This window comes from Acidovorax sp. LjRoot204 (genome assembly GCF_056175785.1).
Window position 1 is genome coordinate 39588 of record NZ_JBGFFF010000005.1, and the last position, 13989, is coordinate 53576.

At 68.1% G+C, this 13989-nt stretch carries 17 protein-coding genes; 5 read left to right on the plus strand and 12 right to left on the minus strand.

Features of this window, described 5'->3' with window-relative positions; all coding sequences use genetic code 11:
- Window positions 1–64: 64 nt before the first annotated feature.
- On the plus strand, window positions 65–1012 hold the full coding sequence (locus AC04MI_RS02040; protein WP_056059791.1) for a LysR family transcriptional regulator: 948 nt from the start codon (window positions 65–67) through the stop codon (window positions 1010–1012).
- A gap of 33 nt (window positions 1013–1045) precedes the next feature.
- Here AC04MI_RS02040 and AC04MI_RS02045 read toward each other — a convergent pair whose 3' ends face one another.
- Window positions 1046–1513: a nuclear transport factor 2 family protein gene (locus tag AC04MI_RS02045; protein ID WP_056059789.1), complete on the minus strand. Its 468-nt coding sequence runs from the start codon at window positions 1511–1513 to the stop codon at window positions 1046–1048.
- Window positions 1514–1602: 89 nt separating this feature from the next.
- Here AC04MI_RS02045 and AC04MI_RS02050 point away from each other — a divergent pair, with 89 nt between their 5' ends.
- Window positions 1603–2211: a TetR/AcrR family transcriptional regulator gene (locus AC04MI_RS02050; protein ID WP_476496958.1), complete on the plus strand. Its 609-nt coding sequence runs from the start codon at window positions 1603–1605 to the stop codon at window positions 2209–2211.
- Between the two features lie 52 nt (window positions 2212–2263).
- Here the strand turns inward: AC04MI_RS02050 and AC04MI_RS02055 are convergent, their stop codons facing one another.
- Complete coding sequence (locus AC04MI_RS02055; protein WP_436078260.1) at window positions 2264–2821, minus strand: DUF922 domain-containing Zn-dependent protease; 558 nt, start codon at window positions 2819–2821, stop codon at window positions 2264–2266.
- Between the two features lie 32 nt (window positions 2822–2853).
- Complete coding sequence (locus tag AC04MI_RS02060) at window positions 2854–4488, minus strand: wax ester/triacylglycerol synthase family O-acyltransferase (RefSeq protein WP_436078261.1); 1635 nt, start codon at window positions 4486–4488, stop codon at window positions 2854–2856.
- A gap of 149 nt (window positions 4489–4637) precedes the next feature.
- Between AC04MI_RS02060 and AC04MI_RS02065 the strand changes: the two genes are divergently transcribed.
- A complete protein-coding gene (locus AC04MI_RS02065; RefSeq protein ID WP_055397012.1) occupies window positions 4638–4892 on the plus strand; it encodes an acyl-CoA-binding protein in 255 nt (84 codons plus the stop codon).
- A gap of 64 nt (window positions 4893–4956) precedes the next feature.
- On the opposite strand, the gene AC04MI_RS02070 is transcribed toward AC04MI_RS02065, so the two are convergent.
- A complete protein-coding gene (locus tag AC04MI_RS02070; RefSeq protein WP_146870151.1) occupies window positions 4957–5877 on the minus strand; it encodes a hydroxymethylglutaryl-CoA lyase in 921 nt (306 codons plus the stop codon).
- 201 nt (window positions 5878–6078) lie between these two features.
- Here AC04MI_RS02070 and AC04MI_RS02075 point away from each other — a divergent pair, with 201 nt between their 5' ends.
- The gene (locus AC04MI_RS02075; protein ID WP_436078262.1) at window positions 6079–7140 is read left to right on the plus strand and encodes an ornithine cyclodeaminase; all 1062 of its coding nucleotides are present in this window, start codon (window positions 6079–6081) and stop codon (window positions 7138–7140) included.
- A gap of 21 nt (window positions 7141–7161) precedes the next feature.
- On the opposite strand, the gene AC04MI_RS02080 is transcribed toward AC04MI_RS02075, so the two are convergent.
- Genes AC04MI_RS02080 through AC04MI_RS02090 form a run of 3 tightly spaced genes read right to left on the minus strand, consistent with a single transcriptional unit; the run spans window position 7162 to window position 9447 of the window.
- Complete coding sequence (locus AC04MI_RS02080) at window positions 7162–7866, minus strand: nitroreductase (protein WP_146870149.1); 705 nt, start codon at window positions 7864–7866, stop codon at window positions 7162–7164.
- 8 nt (window positions 7867–7874) lie between these two features.
- On the minus strand, window positions 7875–8282 hold the full coding sequence (locus AC04MI_RS02085) for a polyhydroxyalkanoic acid system family protein (RefSeq protein WP_436078263.1): 408 nt from the start codon (window positions 8280–8282) through the stop codon (window positions 7875–7877).
- Window positions 8275–9447, minus strand: coding sequence for an aminopeptidase (locus AC04MI_RS02090; RefSeq protein WP_436078264.1), 1173 nt, complete (start codon window positions 9445–9447; stop codon window positions 8275–8277). Before AC04MI_RS02090 ends, AC04MI_RS02085 begins: the two co-directional genes overlap by 8 nt.
- Window positions 9448–9528: 81 nt before the next feature.
- Here AC04MI_RS02090 and AC04MI_RS02095 point away from each other — a divergent pair, with 81 nt between their 5' ends.
- Window positions 9529–10203 (plus strand): DNA-3-methyladenine glycosylase I, encoded by a 675-nt coding sequence (locus AC04MI_RS02095; RefSeq protein WP_436078265.1) that lies wholly within the window; start codon window positions 9529–9531, stop codon window positions 10201–10203.
- A 4-nt stretch (window positions 10204–10207) separates the two neighbouring features.
- Here AC04MI_RS02095 and AC04MI_RS02100 read toward each other — a convergent pair whose 3' ends face one another.
- From AC04MI_RS02100 to phnF, 5 genes are read right to left on the minus strand one after another with little or no spacing between them, the layout of a single operon-like run.
- Window positions 10208–11407, minus strand: a complete 1200-nt coding sequence (locus tag AC04MI_RS02100) for an MFS transporter (protein ID WP_436078266.1) — start codon at window positions 11405–11407, stop codon at window positions 10208–10210.
- Between the two features lie 39 nt (window positions 11408–11446).
- Entirely contained in the window at window positions 11447–11869 is a 423-nt protein-coding gene (arsC, locus tag AC04MI_RS02105; RefSeq protein ID WP_056059768.1) for an arsenate reductase (glutaredoxin), read from the minus strand.
- Entirely contained in the window at window positions 11866–12480 is a 615-nt protein-coding gene (gene phnN / locus AC04MI_RS02110) for a phosphonate metabolism protein/1,5-bisphosphokinase (PRPP-forming) PhnN (protein ID WP_056059765.1), read from the minus strand. Before phnN ends, arsC begins: the two co-directional genes overlap by 4 nt.
- Window positions 12477–13205, minus strand: a complete 729-nt coding sequence (locus AC04MI_RS02115; protein WP_436078267.1) for a DUF1045 domain-containing protein — start codon at window positions 13203–13205, stop codon at window positions 12477–12479. Before AC04MI_RS02115 ends, phnN begins: the two co-directional genes overlap by 4 nt.
- A complete protein-coding gene (gene phnF, locus AC04MI_RS02120; protein ID WP_436078268.1) occupies window positions 13192–13974 on the minus strand; it encodes a phosphonate metabolism transcriptional regulator PhnF in 783 nt (260 codons plus the stop codon). The genes AC04MI_RS02115 and phnF overlap by 14 nt, the downstream gene beginning before the upstream one ends.
- Window positions 13975–13989: the final 15 nt, after the last annotated feature.

Below are 13989 nucleotides of genomic sequence, written 5' to 3' on the forward strand. Positions count from 1 at the left end.
CCATGCTGCAGCGGTCCAATACTCGAATCGCATACAACTATCTACCGATCCATCGCGGAGACACATGGGACCCGGCAACCGACCCCTGGACCTGGAATGGCTGGAGGATTTCCTCGCCCTGGCCGAGACGGGCAATTTCTCGCGCGCGGCGGAGGCCCGCGCCATTGCCCAGCCCGCCTTCAGCCGCCATATCCGCGCCCTGGAAGACTGGGTGGGCGTGGAGCTGTTCGACCGCAGTGCCCATCCCGCGGCGCTCACGGCGGCAGGCCAGCGCTTTCTGCCGCTGCTCGAAACCATCCTGGCCAATCTGGAGGCTGCCCGCATCAAGGCCCGTGCTGCACACGACCTGGCGGCTGCCAGCCTGCGCTTTGCGGCCACGCACGTGCTCTCGCTCACGTTCTTTCCGCGCTGGCTGGTGGGCATGGAGGCACGCCTGCGGCTGGGGCCCATCCAGACCATGTCCGACAGCTCGCAGGCCTGCGAAGACCTGATGCTCCAGCGGCGTGTGCAGTTTGTGCTGTGCCATGGCCACGCCGAGGTGCCGGGGCGCCTGGACGAGGCGCAGTACCCCATGTGCCGCCTGGCGGACGACCGGCTGCTGCCAGTCAGTGCGCCGCAGCCCGGCGGCGCAGCAGGCCAGCCGCTGCACGCGCTCGGCCAGCAGGCCCCGGTGCCCGTGCTGGCCTACAGCGAGGCGTCGGGCCTGGGCCGCATCATGCGGGCCCGCATGCGCGGGGTGTTCGCTGACGGTGCTGACGGCCCGGTGGCGGTGGTGTTCACCGCGCACCACGCGGTGTTGCTCAAGACCCTGGCCCAGGAAGGGCGGGGCGTGGCCTGGCTGCCCGAAAGCCTGATTGCCGACGAGTTGCGCGCCGGCACGCTGGTGGCCGCCGGGGGCGCCGACTGGAACGTGCCGGTGCAGATCCGCCTGTACCGCCAGCGCGCCGAGATGTCGCCAGTGGCCGAGTCCTTGTGGGAACTGGCGGTGGCGCAGGTGGCACCGCAGGCCTGAGCGCTTGCCGTTCCCCTGGCTGGCAGCCGATTCTTAAAGGCCCAGGTCGCTCAGCCCCGGATGGTCGTCCGGCCGGCGCCCCAGCGGCCAGAAGAACAGCCGGTCTGCGGCCTGAATGGGGCGGTCGTTGATGCTCGCGTGGCGCACGGCCATCAGGCCTGCGTCGTTGAACTCCCAGTTCTCGTTGCCATAGCTGCGGTACCACTGGCCTGCGTCGTCATGCCATTCGTAGGCAAACCGCACGGCGATGCGGTGGCCGCTGAACGCCCACAGCTCCTTGATGAGGCGGTAGTCCAGTTCGCGTGCCCACTTGCGCTCCAGCAGCTGCCGGGCGGCCTCGCGGCCCACGGGGAACTCGGCGCGGTTGCGCCAGCGCGTGTCCTCTGTGTAGGCCAGGGCCACGCGGGCAGGGTCGCGCGAGTTCCAGCCGTCTTCGGCCAGGCGCACTTTCTGGACGGCGGTGTGTTGGGTAAAGGGCGGCAAAGGCGGGCGTGTTTCCATGGGAACCTCGACGGTGAAGGGTTGATGTAGACAGGTCTGTCTACGTGCCATCATAAAGCCATGTAGACAGACTTGTCTACAATGAGCGAATGACCTTTGATCCGCTCCCTCCCGGTTGGCAAGACCTGCCCGCCCGAGACCGCCTGCTGCACACGGCGCACGCGCTGTTCTACCGGGATGGCATCCGCGCCACGGGCATCGACCGGGTGATTGCGGAGTCTGGCGTGACCAAGGTGACCTTCTACCGGCATTTCCCGAGCAAGAACGCGCTCATCTGTGCGTATCTGGAGTACCGGCACGCGGGCTGGATGGGCTGGTTCGCCGACGCGCTGCAGCGCCATGCGCACGCGCTGCCCTCAGGGGCGGATCGCACGCGGGCATTGGCGCCCGCGCTGGCGGAATGGTTGGGCAGCAAGCACTTTCGGGGCTGTGCGTTCATCAACAGCGTGAGCGAGCTGGGAGACACCGTGCCCGAGGTGCTGGAGATTGCGCAGCGCCACAAGCGCGACATGACGGCGTTGCTGGCGGCCTTGTTGCCAGCGCCTTCCCACCGTGAGGAGGACGCGCAGGCGCTCACCCTGGTGGTGGAGGGCGCCATCGTGCGTGCGCAGATGGGCGAACCCGTGGCCGCGGTGGTGACCACAGTGTCCCGTCTGACGGATGCGCTGGTGGCGGCGCCTCCTCAGCGCAAGGGATGAGCCTGTCGGTCGATAGGAAAGATGGGAACGTTTCTGGCGGCCGCCCGCATGGTCAGTCCAGCCGTGCGCCTTGTGTGGCACCGTGGCGGGTGCGCTGGTCGTACTGCTTCTCGCGCGCCACGTGGTCCTGCAGCAGCCGGTGGCCCAAGGCGTTGGCTTCGCGCTCCAGCGTGGCGCAGTCGGGCGCTGCGGGCATCTGGCGGATGGCCTGGTCAATGGCCTGCGCTGCGTCGCGCCCGATCTGCACATGGCCTTGCTCGTGGTGGGACAGCGCCTGCAAATAGCGGTCAAAAACCGCCTGCTGCGACGGGCTGGCGGCCTGCAGGTCGGGCAGCTGCACTTCGGTGCGCAGCCGGGTGTTGACTTCGGTGATCGCACAGCGGCCCGAGGCTTCGCGCCACCAGCGGAAGGTCCAGCGCACGTTCCAGCGGGTGTAGCCATGAAAGCGCTGTCCACCCACCGAAATGGGGGTTGCAGCATGCAGGGCCTCGCGCAGTGTCTCTCCGGGCTGGGCGCGCACCACGTAGGGCCGCTGGGTGCTTTCTTCCTCCACGGCCGCGTGTGCCCCGCCCGCAGACAGCAGCAAGGCCACCACCCACCCGAGACGCACGCAGGGTGGTGGCTCTGGCAACGCAGATGCGTTCAGTCGCCCCACGGCAGCATCAGCGTGAGCAGCGACAGCTGGTCGAACTCGGGCGCAAAGGCATCAATGATCTGCTGCGGCTCGGGGCACAGGGTGGTGTCGGTGATCACGCCAAACTGCACGCCGCCGCCGTAGCTGAGGATGGAGACCCCCAGGCCGATGTCACCCGACTGCGGTACCCAGAACATGCACTGCGTGACGCGTGCGCCGCACAGCGTGAGCTGCTCCTTGGGGCCGGGCACGTTGGTCATCACCGCCGTGGTCTTGCGGCCAAACAGGTTGAGCAGTGCGTCCTGCGCGGGCTTGATCATCAGGCCTGCCACGGCGAGCATGGCAAACGCCAGGATGGGCTGGGTGCTGCCCTTGAGCGCGTTCATGCGCTTGCGCACTTCGTACACGCGCTCGACGGGGTTGGCCACGCCAATCGGCAGCACCAGCGGCACCAGGCCAAAGCGGTTGCCCAGCTTCCAGGCCTCTTCCATGGGGCGCAGATTCACCGGGATCATCGCGCGGATCTCCTGGCCCGTGGGGTCGTCGCCCTGGCTGCGCAGGTAGCCGCCGATGGCGCCCGCCACACACGACAGCAGCACATCGTTGATGGAGCAGTTGAGCGCCTTGCCGATGGCCTTGACCTCTTCGAGCGGAATCGGCGGGCACCAGGCCACGCGCTTGGCGCTGCCGGGCTGGCCCTTCAGGCGCGTGGGCGAGTCGTCTGGCATCAGCGCCAATGCCGCCGCGTCGCTGACGAGTTGGTAGGCCACGCGGGCCATGTCCATGGTGCCGGTCAGCCCGTGGTGCATGGCCTTTTCCGGGTCGCCCAGCATCTGCAACGACTTGGCGGCGCTGTCGCCCGCCAGGTCCAGGGCCTTGACGGTGAGGCCGGTGAAGGGCTTGATGAGTGCGTCGGCGATCCAGTCCTCGGCGGTGGCGGCTTCCTTGTCTGCCCGCGCCTTGCGCTTGGGGGGTTCCGAGCCGCCATCGACCAGCGACATGGTCACCGAGATGAGTGCAATGCCGTCGGCAATGCAGTGGTGGATGCGTACGATGAGCGCGCTGCCCTTCGCGCCGTCATCACCCACAAAGTCTTCGATCAGGTGCATTTGCCACAGCGGGCGGCGTGTATCGAGCGGCTGCATGGCGAGCTCGCCCACGCGGTCTTGCAGGGCGCGCTGCATGCTGTGGCCCTTTATGTGTGGCAGCTTCTCGCGCAGCACATGCGCGGCGATGTCGAAGTTGCGGTCCTCCACCCAGGTGGCGCCTGCGGCATCTTCCACCACCCGCTGGCGAAAGCGCGGGTACTGCAGCAGGCGCTGCTGCACGCGTTCGCACAAGGCCTCCCCGGTGATGCCGGGTGACAGGGTCCACACGCCGTTGATCATCATCAGGTTGCTGTGCGAATCCATGCGCAGCCAGGCGGTATCGACCTTGCTCATGCGTTCGCCCGACAGGCCCAGCATGCCGGTGGCCGCGCGGCGCACGTTCTTCTGCACCACGGTGGCGGCCTTGCGGGCTGCGGGGGGCAGGGCCTGGGCGGCCTTGCGTGCCACCTCAGGCGCCTGGTCGCGCATGGTGCGCAGGGGGCTCGTGCTGAGGCCGGGGGCGGCTTTGCGGGGGGCAGGAATGCGGGTCACCATCAGATGTACACCTATTGTTTGATTTTTGGGGGCTTGCCTCTATGGATTGAGCGGCCCCGGGCCGTGCTCAGCCCGTAAGATACAACGCAGCAAACCCTTGCCGACACCGTTCTTTCCCTCCCCCCACACATCCCAAGGAGCACACCGACATGGCCGACCTCAATGCCACCTTCGAAGCCGCCGTGGCCAATTCCAAGAACCTGAGCGAGCGTCCCGACAACGCCACGCTGCTCAAGATCTACGCGCTGTACAAGCAAGCCACCGCCGGCGACAACACCGAGAAGAAGCCCAGCTTCTCCGACATGGTGGGCCGTGCCAAGTGGGACGCCTGGGAAAAGCTCAAGGGCACGGGTGCCGACGAGGCCAAGCAGCAGTATGTGGACCTGATCACCTCGCTGAGCTGATACGGGGGTGACCCCCAAAGAAAAAGGCGACCTTGGTCGCCTTTTTCTTTGGGGGCAGAGGCGCCTAACGCTGGACCCACCCCTTGGGCAGCCCCACTTCCGGCGTCATGCCGTAGACCGGCTCGCCCGGCAGCCCCGCCTGCAGCGGCACGCGGGCGGCCATCAGGCGCTCCAGGTCCACCCCCGTGGCAATGCCCATGGCTTCGAACATGAACACCAGGTCTTCGGTCACCACGTTGCCCGACGCGCCCGGCGCATAGGGGCAGCCGCCCAGGCCGCCCAGCGACGCATCAAAGGTGCGCACCCCCACGTCGTAGGCCGCCAGGCAGTTGGCCAGGCCCAGGCCGCGGGTGTTGTGCATGTGGGCCGCACCGGCCTTGGCACCCAGCTCGGCGCGCAGGCGCGTGAACAGGCGGCGCACCTGCGCCGGGTTGGCCATGCCGGTGGTGTCCGACAGGCCCACCTCGTCGGCACCGGCCTCGGCGCACAAGCCTGCGAGCCAGATCACATCGTCCTCGGGCACCAAGCCCTGCAGCGTGCAGCCAAAGGCGGTGGACAACCCCACCTCCACCAGCACGCCGGGCGCCTGCGCGTTACGCAGCTGTGCCACGGCGCGCACCTCCTCGACCATGGCCTCGCGCGTCTTGCGCACATTGGCCAGCGAATGGGCGGCACTGGCCGATACCGGCAGGGTGACCTTGTGCACTCCTGCTGCCAGCGCCGCCTCGGCGCCGCGCAGGTTGGGGGCCAGGGCCATCACGGTGATGCCGGGGTGGGTGAGCGCGTGCTGCACCACTTCGGCCACATCGGCCATCTGGGGCAGCAGGCGGGCGGGCACGAAGGAACCGACTTCGATCTCGCGCAGGCCGGCCGCCACCAGGGCGTCGATCCAGCGCAGCTTGTCGGCCGTGGGCATGGTGGCTTTGACGGACTGCAGGCCATCGCGCGGGCCGACTTCGCTGATGAGGACTTGGGGTTGCGTCATGGTGCTGGACGGAGGATGCCGCCGAGGATAGCGCGCTGGCGCTGCCAGAAGGTGCTCTGGGGGTTTTGAACAAAGTGGCAATTTGTGATGCCATACCGGCAAACAGTCCAGCAATATGCAGCAGATTGGGCGATTCCCATTGTTTTGGCGCTTCGGGACACTGCTTGGAGCCGTATCCATTCCCATTCGGAGACAAGCGCCATGCCCTCACACCATCCTTTTTCCACCCGCTACCTCAGTGCCACCGATGTCATCGACATGGTGCAGCGCAAAGGCGTCGAGGCCTGCCTGCGCGGCATTGCCGACTACATCCTGGCCGACTTTCTGCGCTGGGGCGCGTTCGACAAATCCGCACGTGTGGCCAGCCACTCGCGCGACGGCGTGATCGAACTCATGCCCATTGCCGATGACCAGACCTATGCGTTCAAGTACGTCAACGGCCACCCCAAGAACACGCGCTGGGGCCTGCCTACGGTGATGGCGTTTGGCGTGCTGGCCGATGTGGCCACGGGCGCGCCGCTGCTGCTGAGCGAACTCACGCTCACCACCGCCCTGCGCACCGCCGCCATGTCGGCCGTGGCCGCCCGCGCCCTGGCGCGGCCTGGCAGCCGCACCATGGCGCTGATCGGCAACGGCGCCCAAAGCGAGTTCCAGGCACTGGCCTTCCACCACCTGCTGGGCATCACCACGCTGCGGCTGTTTGATACCGACCCGGCCGCCACCGCCAAGCTGCAGGCCAACCTGCAAGGCACAGGCCTGCGCACCGTGGCCTGCAACAGCACGGCCGAGGCCGTGCGCGGCGCCGACGTCGTGACCACGGTCACGGCCGACAAGACCAACGCCACCATCCTCACGCCCGGCATGCTGGCGCCCGGCATGCACATCAACGCCGTGGGGGGCGACTGCCCCGGCAAGACCGAGCTGCATGCCGACGTGCTGCGCCAGGCCCAGGTGTTTGTGGAATACGCGCCGCAGACGCGCATCGAAGGCGACGTCCAGCAGCTGCCGGCCGACTTTGGGGTGACCGAGCTGTGGGAAGTGCTGGCAGGCCAACACACCGGCCGGGCCAGCGATGCTGCAATAACGGTGTTTGACTCCGTAGGCTTTGCGCTGGAGGACTTTTCTGCGCTGCGCTTCTTGCGCGATACGGCCGCCGAGCTGGGCATGGGCCAACCCATCGAACTCATCCCCCAGCTGTCAGACCCCAAGAACCTGTTTGGGCTGCTGCGCACGCACAACCCCCTGCTGCGCGCTGTGGCCTGACGCCTGTCCGGTCACCCCTTCTCAGTCCCTCCAGACCACGCTGCTGGCGGAGTCGGCGCGTGTGGTGCGGAAATGGTTGGCCGGGTGGGCTGGGTCCGCCATGCCAAAGGAGATACCGCAGACGATGCTGCGGTCATTGCCAATGCCCAGCACCTCGCGCAGCACGCCGGGGTAGGACGCCAGCGCCGCCTGTGCGATGGAGCCCACGCCCAGGCTGTGCGCGGCCAGCATGAAGTTGCTCACATACGCGCCACAGTCCACCGCACCATAGACGCCCAGTGCCTCGTCGCTGGTGACGATGGCCACATGCGGTGCGCCGAACATCGTGAAGTTCTGCGCCGCCTGGCGGGCCGAGGCTTCGCGGTCACCCTTGGCAATGCCCAGGGCTTCGTACAGGCCCCAGCCGCATTCGCGCCGCCGTTCCTGGTACACGCCCCGGTATTCGCGGGGCCAGGGCAGGTCGGGGTTGGGGGCTGCGGTGGTCATGTGCGACTGCAGTGCGCTGCGCAGGCGCTCCAGCGTGGTGCCGCTGGCTATGGTGAGCTGCCAGGGCTGCGCGTTGCACCACGAGGCCGTGCGCTGCGCGGTGACCAGGATGGCTTCGATGGTGCCGCGCGGCAACGGCTCGGGCAGAAAAGCGCGGCAGCTGTAGCGGGTGTGGAGCAGCGTGGAGAGGGTGTCAAACGCCGGGCTGTGGGCGGCGGTCCCGTTCGCGGTGGATGTCATGGCGGTGGCTAGGCCTTCTTGGCCTTGGCGGCAGGCTTGGCCGCTGACTTGGGGGCCGGCTTGTCAGCATCCGCGTCTGCTGCATGTTTCTTCTTGTCTGCGGCGGGCTTCTTGGCGCCGGGGTGGGGCGCGTTGAGCAGGGCGTCCAGCTGCTCGCCTATTTCGGCCTCGATGCGGTCCTTGAACGCGCCGAACAGAAAGCCTAGCTGTGCCTTCATCTCGAACTGGTGCGCATCCACCAGCAGCGTGCCCTTGACGCCCGAGCGGGTGAAGGTGAGCAGGTCTTCCTTGTCCCCTTCTTCGTAGGTGCATTCCATGTCGAATTTTTCTTCGGCCTTTTCGGCCCAGGAGAAGGCGACCTTGCGGGCTTCCTTGAAGCCCAGGTGGTGTTCGCGGTGGATATGAATGTCAGGCACCGGCTGTCTCCTTGAGGTGTTGGGGGTCAGGTAAAAGGGCGCGCAGTGTGTCGTGCCGCTCGGGCAGGGGCTGCTGCGTCAGTTGTCGTACGGCATCATAAAACCGGGGCCAGTTGCGCCCCTCGCGTTCAAACAAGGCCTCGAACGCGGGCACCAGTTCGTCGTAGGCGGCCTGGGCGGCAAAACTGGCGTTGTTGGCCTGGGCCACCCAGCGGTCGTAGCCTGCCACCTGGGCAGTGGTGGCCCGGGGGGGCGTGCCGCCGGGGGCGTCCAGCCAGCGTGCGCGCAGTGCGGCATAGTCGTCTCGAAACGCTTGCATTGCTTCTTTTTTCATAGCACTCAAGGCATGATCTTCTAGCGCTTGAAGCTCCTTCTGCTCATAAATGGCCGCCAGGCGGGTGCGCGTGGCCCGGGTGAGCATGCGGAAGGCGCTGCGCCGCGCTTCGCTGGTGGCGTAGGCCTCGCGCGCGGCGGGGGTGGACTGCGTGGCCAGCCAACGCGCCACTCCAATGCGCTCCACCGCCGTGGCAAAGGACTCGTTGAACAAGGTGTCGTTCTTGGCATAGACCACCTGGTGCGCCAGCTCGTGGAACAGCAGGCGCACAAAGTCGCCCTCGGGCCAGGCGATGAAGGTGGACAGCAGCGGGTCGCCGCCCGCCCAGTTCATGTAGCCCAGCGTGGAGTAGGCGGGCACGCCGTACACCTCCACCTCCAGGCCCTGTGCGGACAGCTCGGCGGCCTCGGCCTGTGCCGCAGCCTCGGTGAAATAGCCCCGGTAGCCGATGCAGCCCGTGACCGGAAAGCACCAGGTGTGCAGCGTCAGCGAATAGGGCGGCGCGGCGACCACATTCCACACGGCGGCCGGGCGTTTCAGGTCGGCATAGCGGCGGTAGCTGGCGTTGTCGGGCAGGCCGAGTTCCGCGACCGCAAAGGCCCGCGCACGTTGCGCCAGCTGCAAGCGCTCGCGCAGGGCGGGCGAGATGTCCTTGCGCGTCACCCAGTCGTCAATCGGTTCTGCGGCATGCATGATCTGCATGTGCCCGCGCAGCGACTGCCAGTAGTAGCCCAGCGCGTTGGAGGGACCGGTGGTGCTGGCGCAGCCGGCCAGCACCAGGCAAAACATCAGGCTGAAAGTGGCCCGCAGGCGGGAAATTGGCTGGCGCATGGGGGCAGTTTATGGGCAGATTGAACCCTTTGCGTTCGTCCTGCCAGCAGCCTGGCTGTGGTGGTTTCTAGAATGCCGCGCATGACGCCTTTGACCGCTCCCGATCCTGCTCGCCCACCTGCGCTGGCCGACGGCCTGTTCGCCGACGAGGCCGGTTGCCCGCGCTGCACCTGGTGCCAGTCCACGCCGCTGTACCGCCACTACCACGACACCGAGTGGGGCTTTCCGGTGGCCGACGACCGCCGGCTGTTCGAGAAGATCTGCCTGGAGGGTTTTCAATCGGGCCTGAGCTGGCTCACCATCCTGAACAAGCGCGAGGGCTTTCGCGCAGCGTTCGCGCACTTCGACGCCGAGCAGGTCGCAGCCTTTGGCCCGGCCGAGGTTGAGCGCCTGGTGCAGGACGCGGCCATCGTGCGCCACCGGGGCAAGATCGAGTCCACCATCAACAATGCCCACCGTGTGCTGGAGCTGCGGCGCGAGTTTGGGTCGCTGGCGCACTACGCCTGGCGCTACGAGCCCGCTGCCACCGACCGGCCCGAGCGCATCACGCGCGAAGTGGCGCGCACCCTGTCCACATCGCGGGCTTCCATTGCCATGTCCAAGGACCTGAAAAAGCGCGGCTGGAGCTTTGTGGGCCCGACCACGGTGTACGCCTTCATGCAGGCGATGGGGCTGGTCAATGACCACCTGGAAGGCTGCCACTCGCGCCCCGCAGCGCTCGCTGCGCGCGAGGCGTTTGTGGTGCCGCGCGGTTGATCGTTCAGACCCGCGCCACGGGACGCAGTAGCCACAGCGCTCCCAACGCGGCGAGGCCCAGCAGTGTGGTGAGCCACAGGGCCGCTGCCCCGGCGCTGTCCAGCAGCATGCCAAACAGCACCGGTGCAAACGCCTGCGCCACGCGGGCGGGCACCATCATCAGGCCCTGGCGCGCGCCGTAGCCTGCTGGCCCAAACAGCACCAGTGGCAGCGTGCCCTTGGCAATGGTCAGTATCCCGTTGCCTGCCCCGTGCAGCACGGTAAATACTGCAGCCGCAGGCCCGCCCAGCACCATCAGCAGGCCCGCGCCCACGGGGTGCGCGGCGGCAGCGAGCTGGGCCGATAGCAGCGGGTGCAGGCGGCGCAGAAAACCAAACTCCAGCAGGCGTGCAGCCACCTGCGCAGGGCCCACCAGCGCGGCCATTGCCACTGCCGCCTGCAGCGACGTACCGCTGGCCTGCAGCAGGTGGGGCAGGTGGGCTGCCATGGCGGTGCTGGTGAACCAGGTGACCGCAAACACAAAAGACAGCAGCACGGTGGTGCGCAGCGGGTGTGCTGGAGTGGGCGGGGCGGATACGGCCGTTTCTGTGGCGGGCGCTGCGATGGCGTCCGTCGATGGTTCGGGGGCCTTGTCTGCGGCGTCGGCGCGCGGCAGCCAGCCATTGAGCGGCACCCCCACCAGCAAGTGCAATGCGGCCCAGCCCGCACACGCGCCGCGCCAACCCCACTGCGTCTCCATCCAGGCCGACAGCGGCCAGCCCACGGTGCTGGCAAACCCCGCGATCAGCGTGATGCCGGTGATGGCGCTGCGCGCGCCCTGGCCGTACAGCCGCACCAGCGTGGCAAACGCGGCCTCGTACAGGCCCGACCCCATGGCCACGCCCATCAATACCCAGGCGGCAAACAGGCCCACCGGGCCTTGCGCCAGGGCCATGCCCACCAGAGCAGCTGCAAACAACAGGTTGGTGCCCACCAGCACCGGGCGGCCGCCATGGCGGTCGATGGCCCGGCCCGCGAAAGGCCCGAGCAGCGCCGACACGATGAGCGCCACGGAAAACGCCGCGAACACCGTGGGGGTGGCCACACCCAGGTCGCGCGCCATGGGCGCGGCCAGCATGGCAGGCAGGTAGTAGGACGAGGCCCAGGCCAGCGTCTGGGCCGTGCCCAGGCGCGCCACGGTCCAGCGTTGCGAGGCGGCGCTCATGCCGCGCGGTGGGCCATGGTGGGGGCGCGCGAGGTTGCCTCAGACACGCTGGCCCTGCGCGTTGATGACGACTTCGCCATCCTCCTTGGTGAAGGCACCTTGCTGCGGTGCGGGCAGGATGTCCAGCACTTTCTCGGACGGGCGGCACAGCCGCGTGCCCAGGGGCGTGACCACGATGGGGCGGTTGATGAGGATGGGGTGCTGCAGCATCGCGTCGATGAGCTGCGCGTCGGTGACGCCCGGTGCGTCCAGTTGCAGCTCGGTGAAGATCGCCTCCTTGGTGCGCACGGCGTTGATCACCGGCTCGCCCGTGGCGGCAATCAGCGCCACCAGCGTGGCGCGGTCGGGCGGGGCTTTCAGGTATTCGATGACCTCGGGCTCCAAGCCGCTGTTGCGGATCATGGCGAGGGTGTTGCGGGACGTGCCGCACTTGGGGTTGTGATAGATCGTGATGGTGGTCATGGCGTGCTGGAAAGGATGGGAGCGACGGGCGAAAGTTTGCCACTGCGCTGGGGCCAGCCCGGTAAATTTTCCAACGCGTTCAGCAGCCGCTGGCCCGCATCGCCCAGCGCTCCGTCGTTGTGCACCTCCAGGCTGGCCGCTCCCCGCGGCGGGCTGTAGGCCAGCGCGCGCTGCACCCGGGCCTCCACCTCTTCGCGCGTCTCGCGGCCGCGCGCCAGCAGACGTCCGCGCAGCACCTGCGGGCTGGCGGTGATGTGCACGGCCACCAGGTCTGGGAAGCGCGCCAGGGCCTCGGGCAGGTAGGCGCGCGAGCCATTGAGCAGCACCCAGTGACCCTGCGCCAGCGGCGCCAGTTGCGCATGCCGCACGCCGTAACCCAGGCCGTTGGCCTGCCAGTGCAGGGCAAAGGCGTGGTCGCTGCACAGCGCAACAAACGTTTGGGGCGAAACGCTTTCATGCACTTCGCCGGCAGACGTCGCGGCACGGCTGATGGTGCGCTGCGCCCAGTGCACGGGGCACGGGGTGGGCAGGTGTGTCCGTAACCAGTTCAGCAGGCTGTCCTTACCCGCACCCGAGGGGCCCATGCAGTAGACCAGCCGGCCCGCGGTCATGCGCCCATCTCCAGGTGATCCAGCAGCACAAAGTCAGCGCCGGGTGTGGGCTCTGCGAACAAGGCCAGGCTGTTGAACTTCAGCATGGGAAGGTCCGAGAAGAACTCCTGCGCGGCCTCGAACACCAGCGCCTGCGTCTGTTTGTCCACCTGCGCCAGGCTGCCGGTGAGCGACATGTGAAAGCGGAACTCGTCCAGCACAAAGGGGTAGCCCCATTGCTGCAGCAGCGCGTCCTGCCGGGCCGTGAGCCCCGCCGAGCGGCGCCGGGCGAGGTCCGCGTCGGACAAGGGTGCGGCCAAGGGCTGCAGCGCCGTCACGCAGGTGGCGGCTGTCTCCTGGATCTGCGCATTGGCGGGGTGCAACGCCGGGGGCACCAGCGCTAGAAAGTCGTCGATGCGCTGCACCTGCAGGGGCGGCAGCACAAAGGGTTGCAGACCGCGCGCCACGGACTGCACGGCCTGGTGCAGCGTGATCCAGTCGGTGCCGGGCGCCAGCGCAAACGGCGCCTTGAGCGTGGCGTGCCAGCCGTAGCGGCGGGGCGCTGCGGTCAGGCGGTGCAGGTCGTCCGCCGCCACGCCGTCGATGGCGAGCTGCTGCAGCGGCTGCAGCAGCGCAGCGCAGCGCCCCAGCCAGTGGCTGCCGGCGAGCCAGCCCAGGCTGCCCGGGTTGGGTGCGAAATAGACCGCATAGCGGTGGTGGGTGGGGGACATGTCAGGCGTGTTCATCGTGGTCAATGGTCAGTTTCACGCGGTCGCCCGCAAACCAGGCGCGCGCCCATTCGATGGGCGTGCCTGCCAGGTCCACGTTCAGGCTCTCTACCTGCAGCACGGGGCGTGAGGTGGGCTGGCGCAACTGGGCGGCCACTTCGGCGCTCGGCAGCTCGGCGGTGATGCGGCTTTCGCGGCGCGTGTAGTCGGCCACGCCGTGGGCGGTGAAGCCTGCGGTGATGGAGCCCGTTTCGCGCACCACGGCCGCCAGGTTTTCGAAGCGGGGCAGGGGAAAGTAGCGCTCGCTGATGTGCAGGGGCTGGCCCTCGGCGTCGCCCCGCACGCGCAGCGCCAGCAGCGGGCTGCGTGCAGGCACTTGCAGCGCCTTGGCCAGCGCCGCCGTGGCGCGCGTGGTCTGGGCCTGCAGCACCACCAGGCTGCCGCGCAGACCGGCCTGTGCCAGGCCCTGCTGGTGGCGCGTGCGCTTGCCCAGCACCAGGTCCACCGCAAAGTCTTCCACATAGGTGCCGCTGCCCTGCGTGATGCGCACCAGCCCCTGGCTGCACAGGCTGGCGAGCGAACGGCGGATGGTGTGGCGGTTCACGCCGAACTGCTCGGCCAGCGCGTGCTCCGAGGGCAGTCGCTGGCCCGGCGGATAAACGCCGCTGCCGATGGCCTCGGCCAGCTCGGTGGCTATGCGCGTCCAGAAGCTGTCGCGCGCAGGGCGCAGTGGTGGTGCTTGCGGGACCTGTAGCGGGGTCGTGAGAGAGGTGGTGCTGGCTGTCATGAAACCTACATGCGC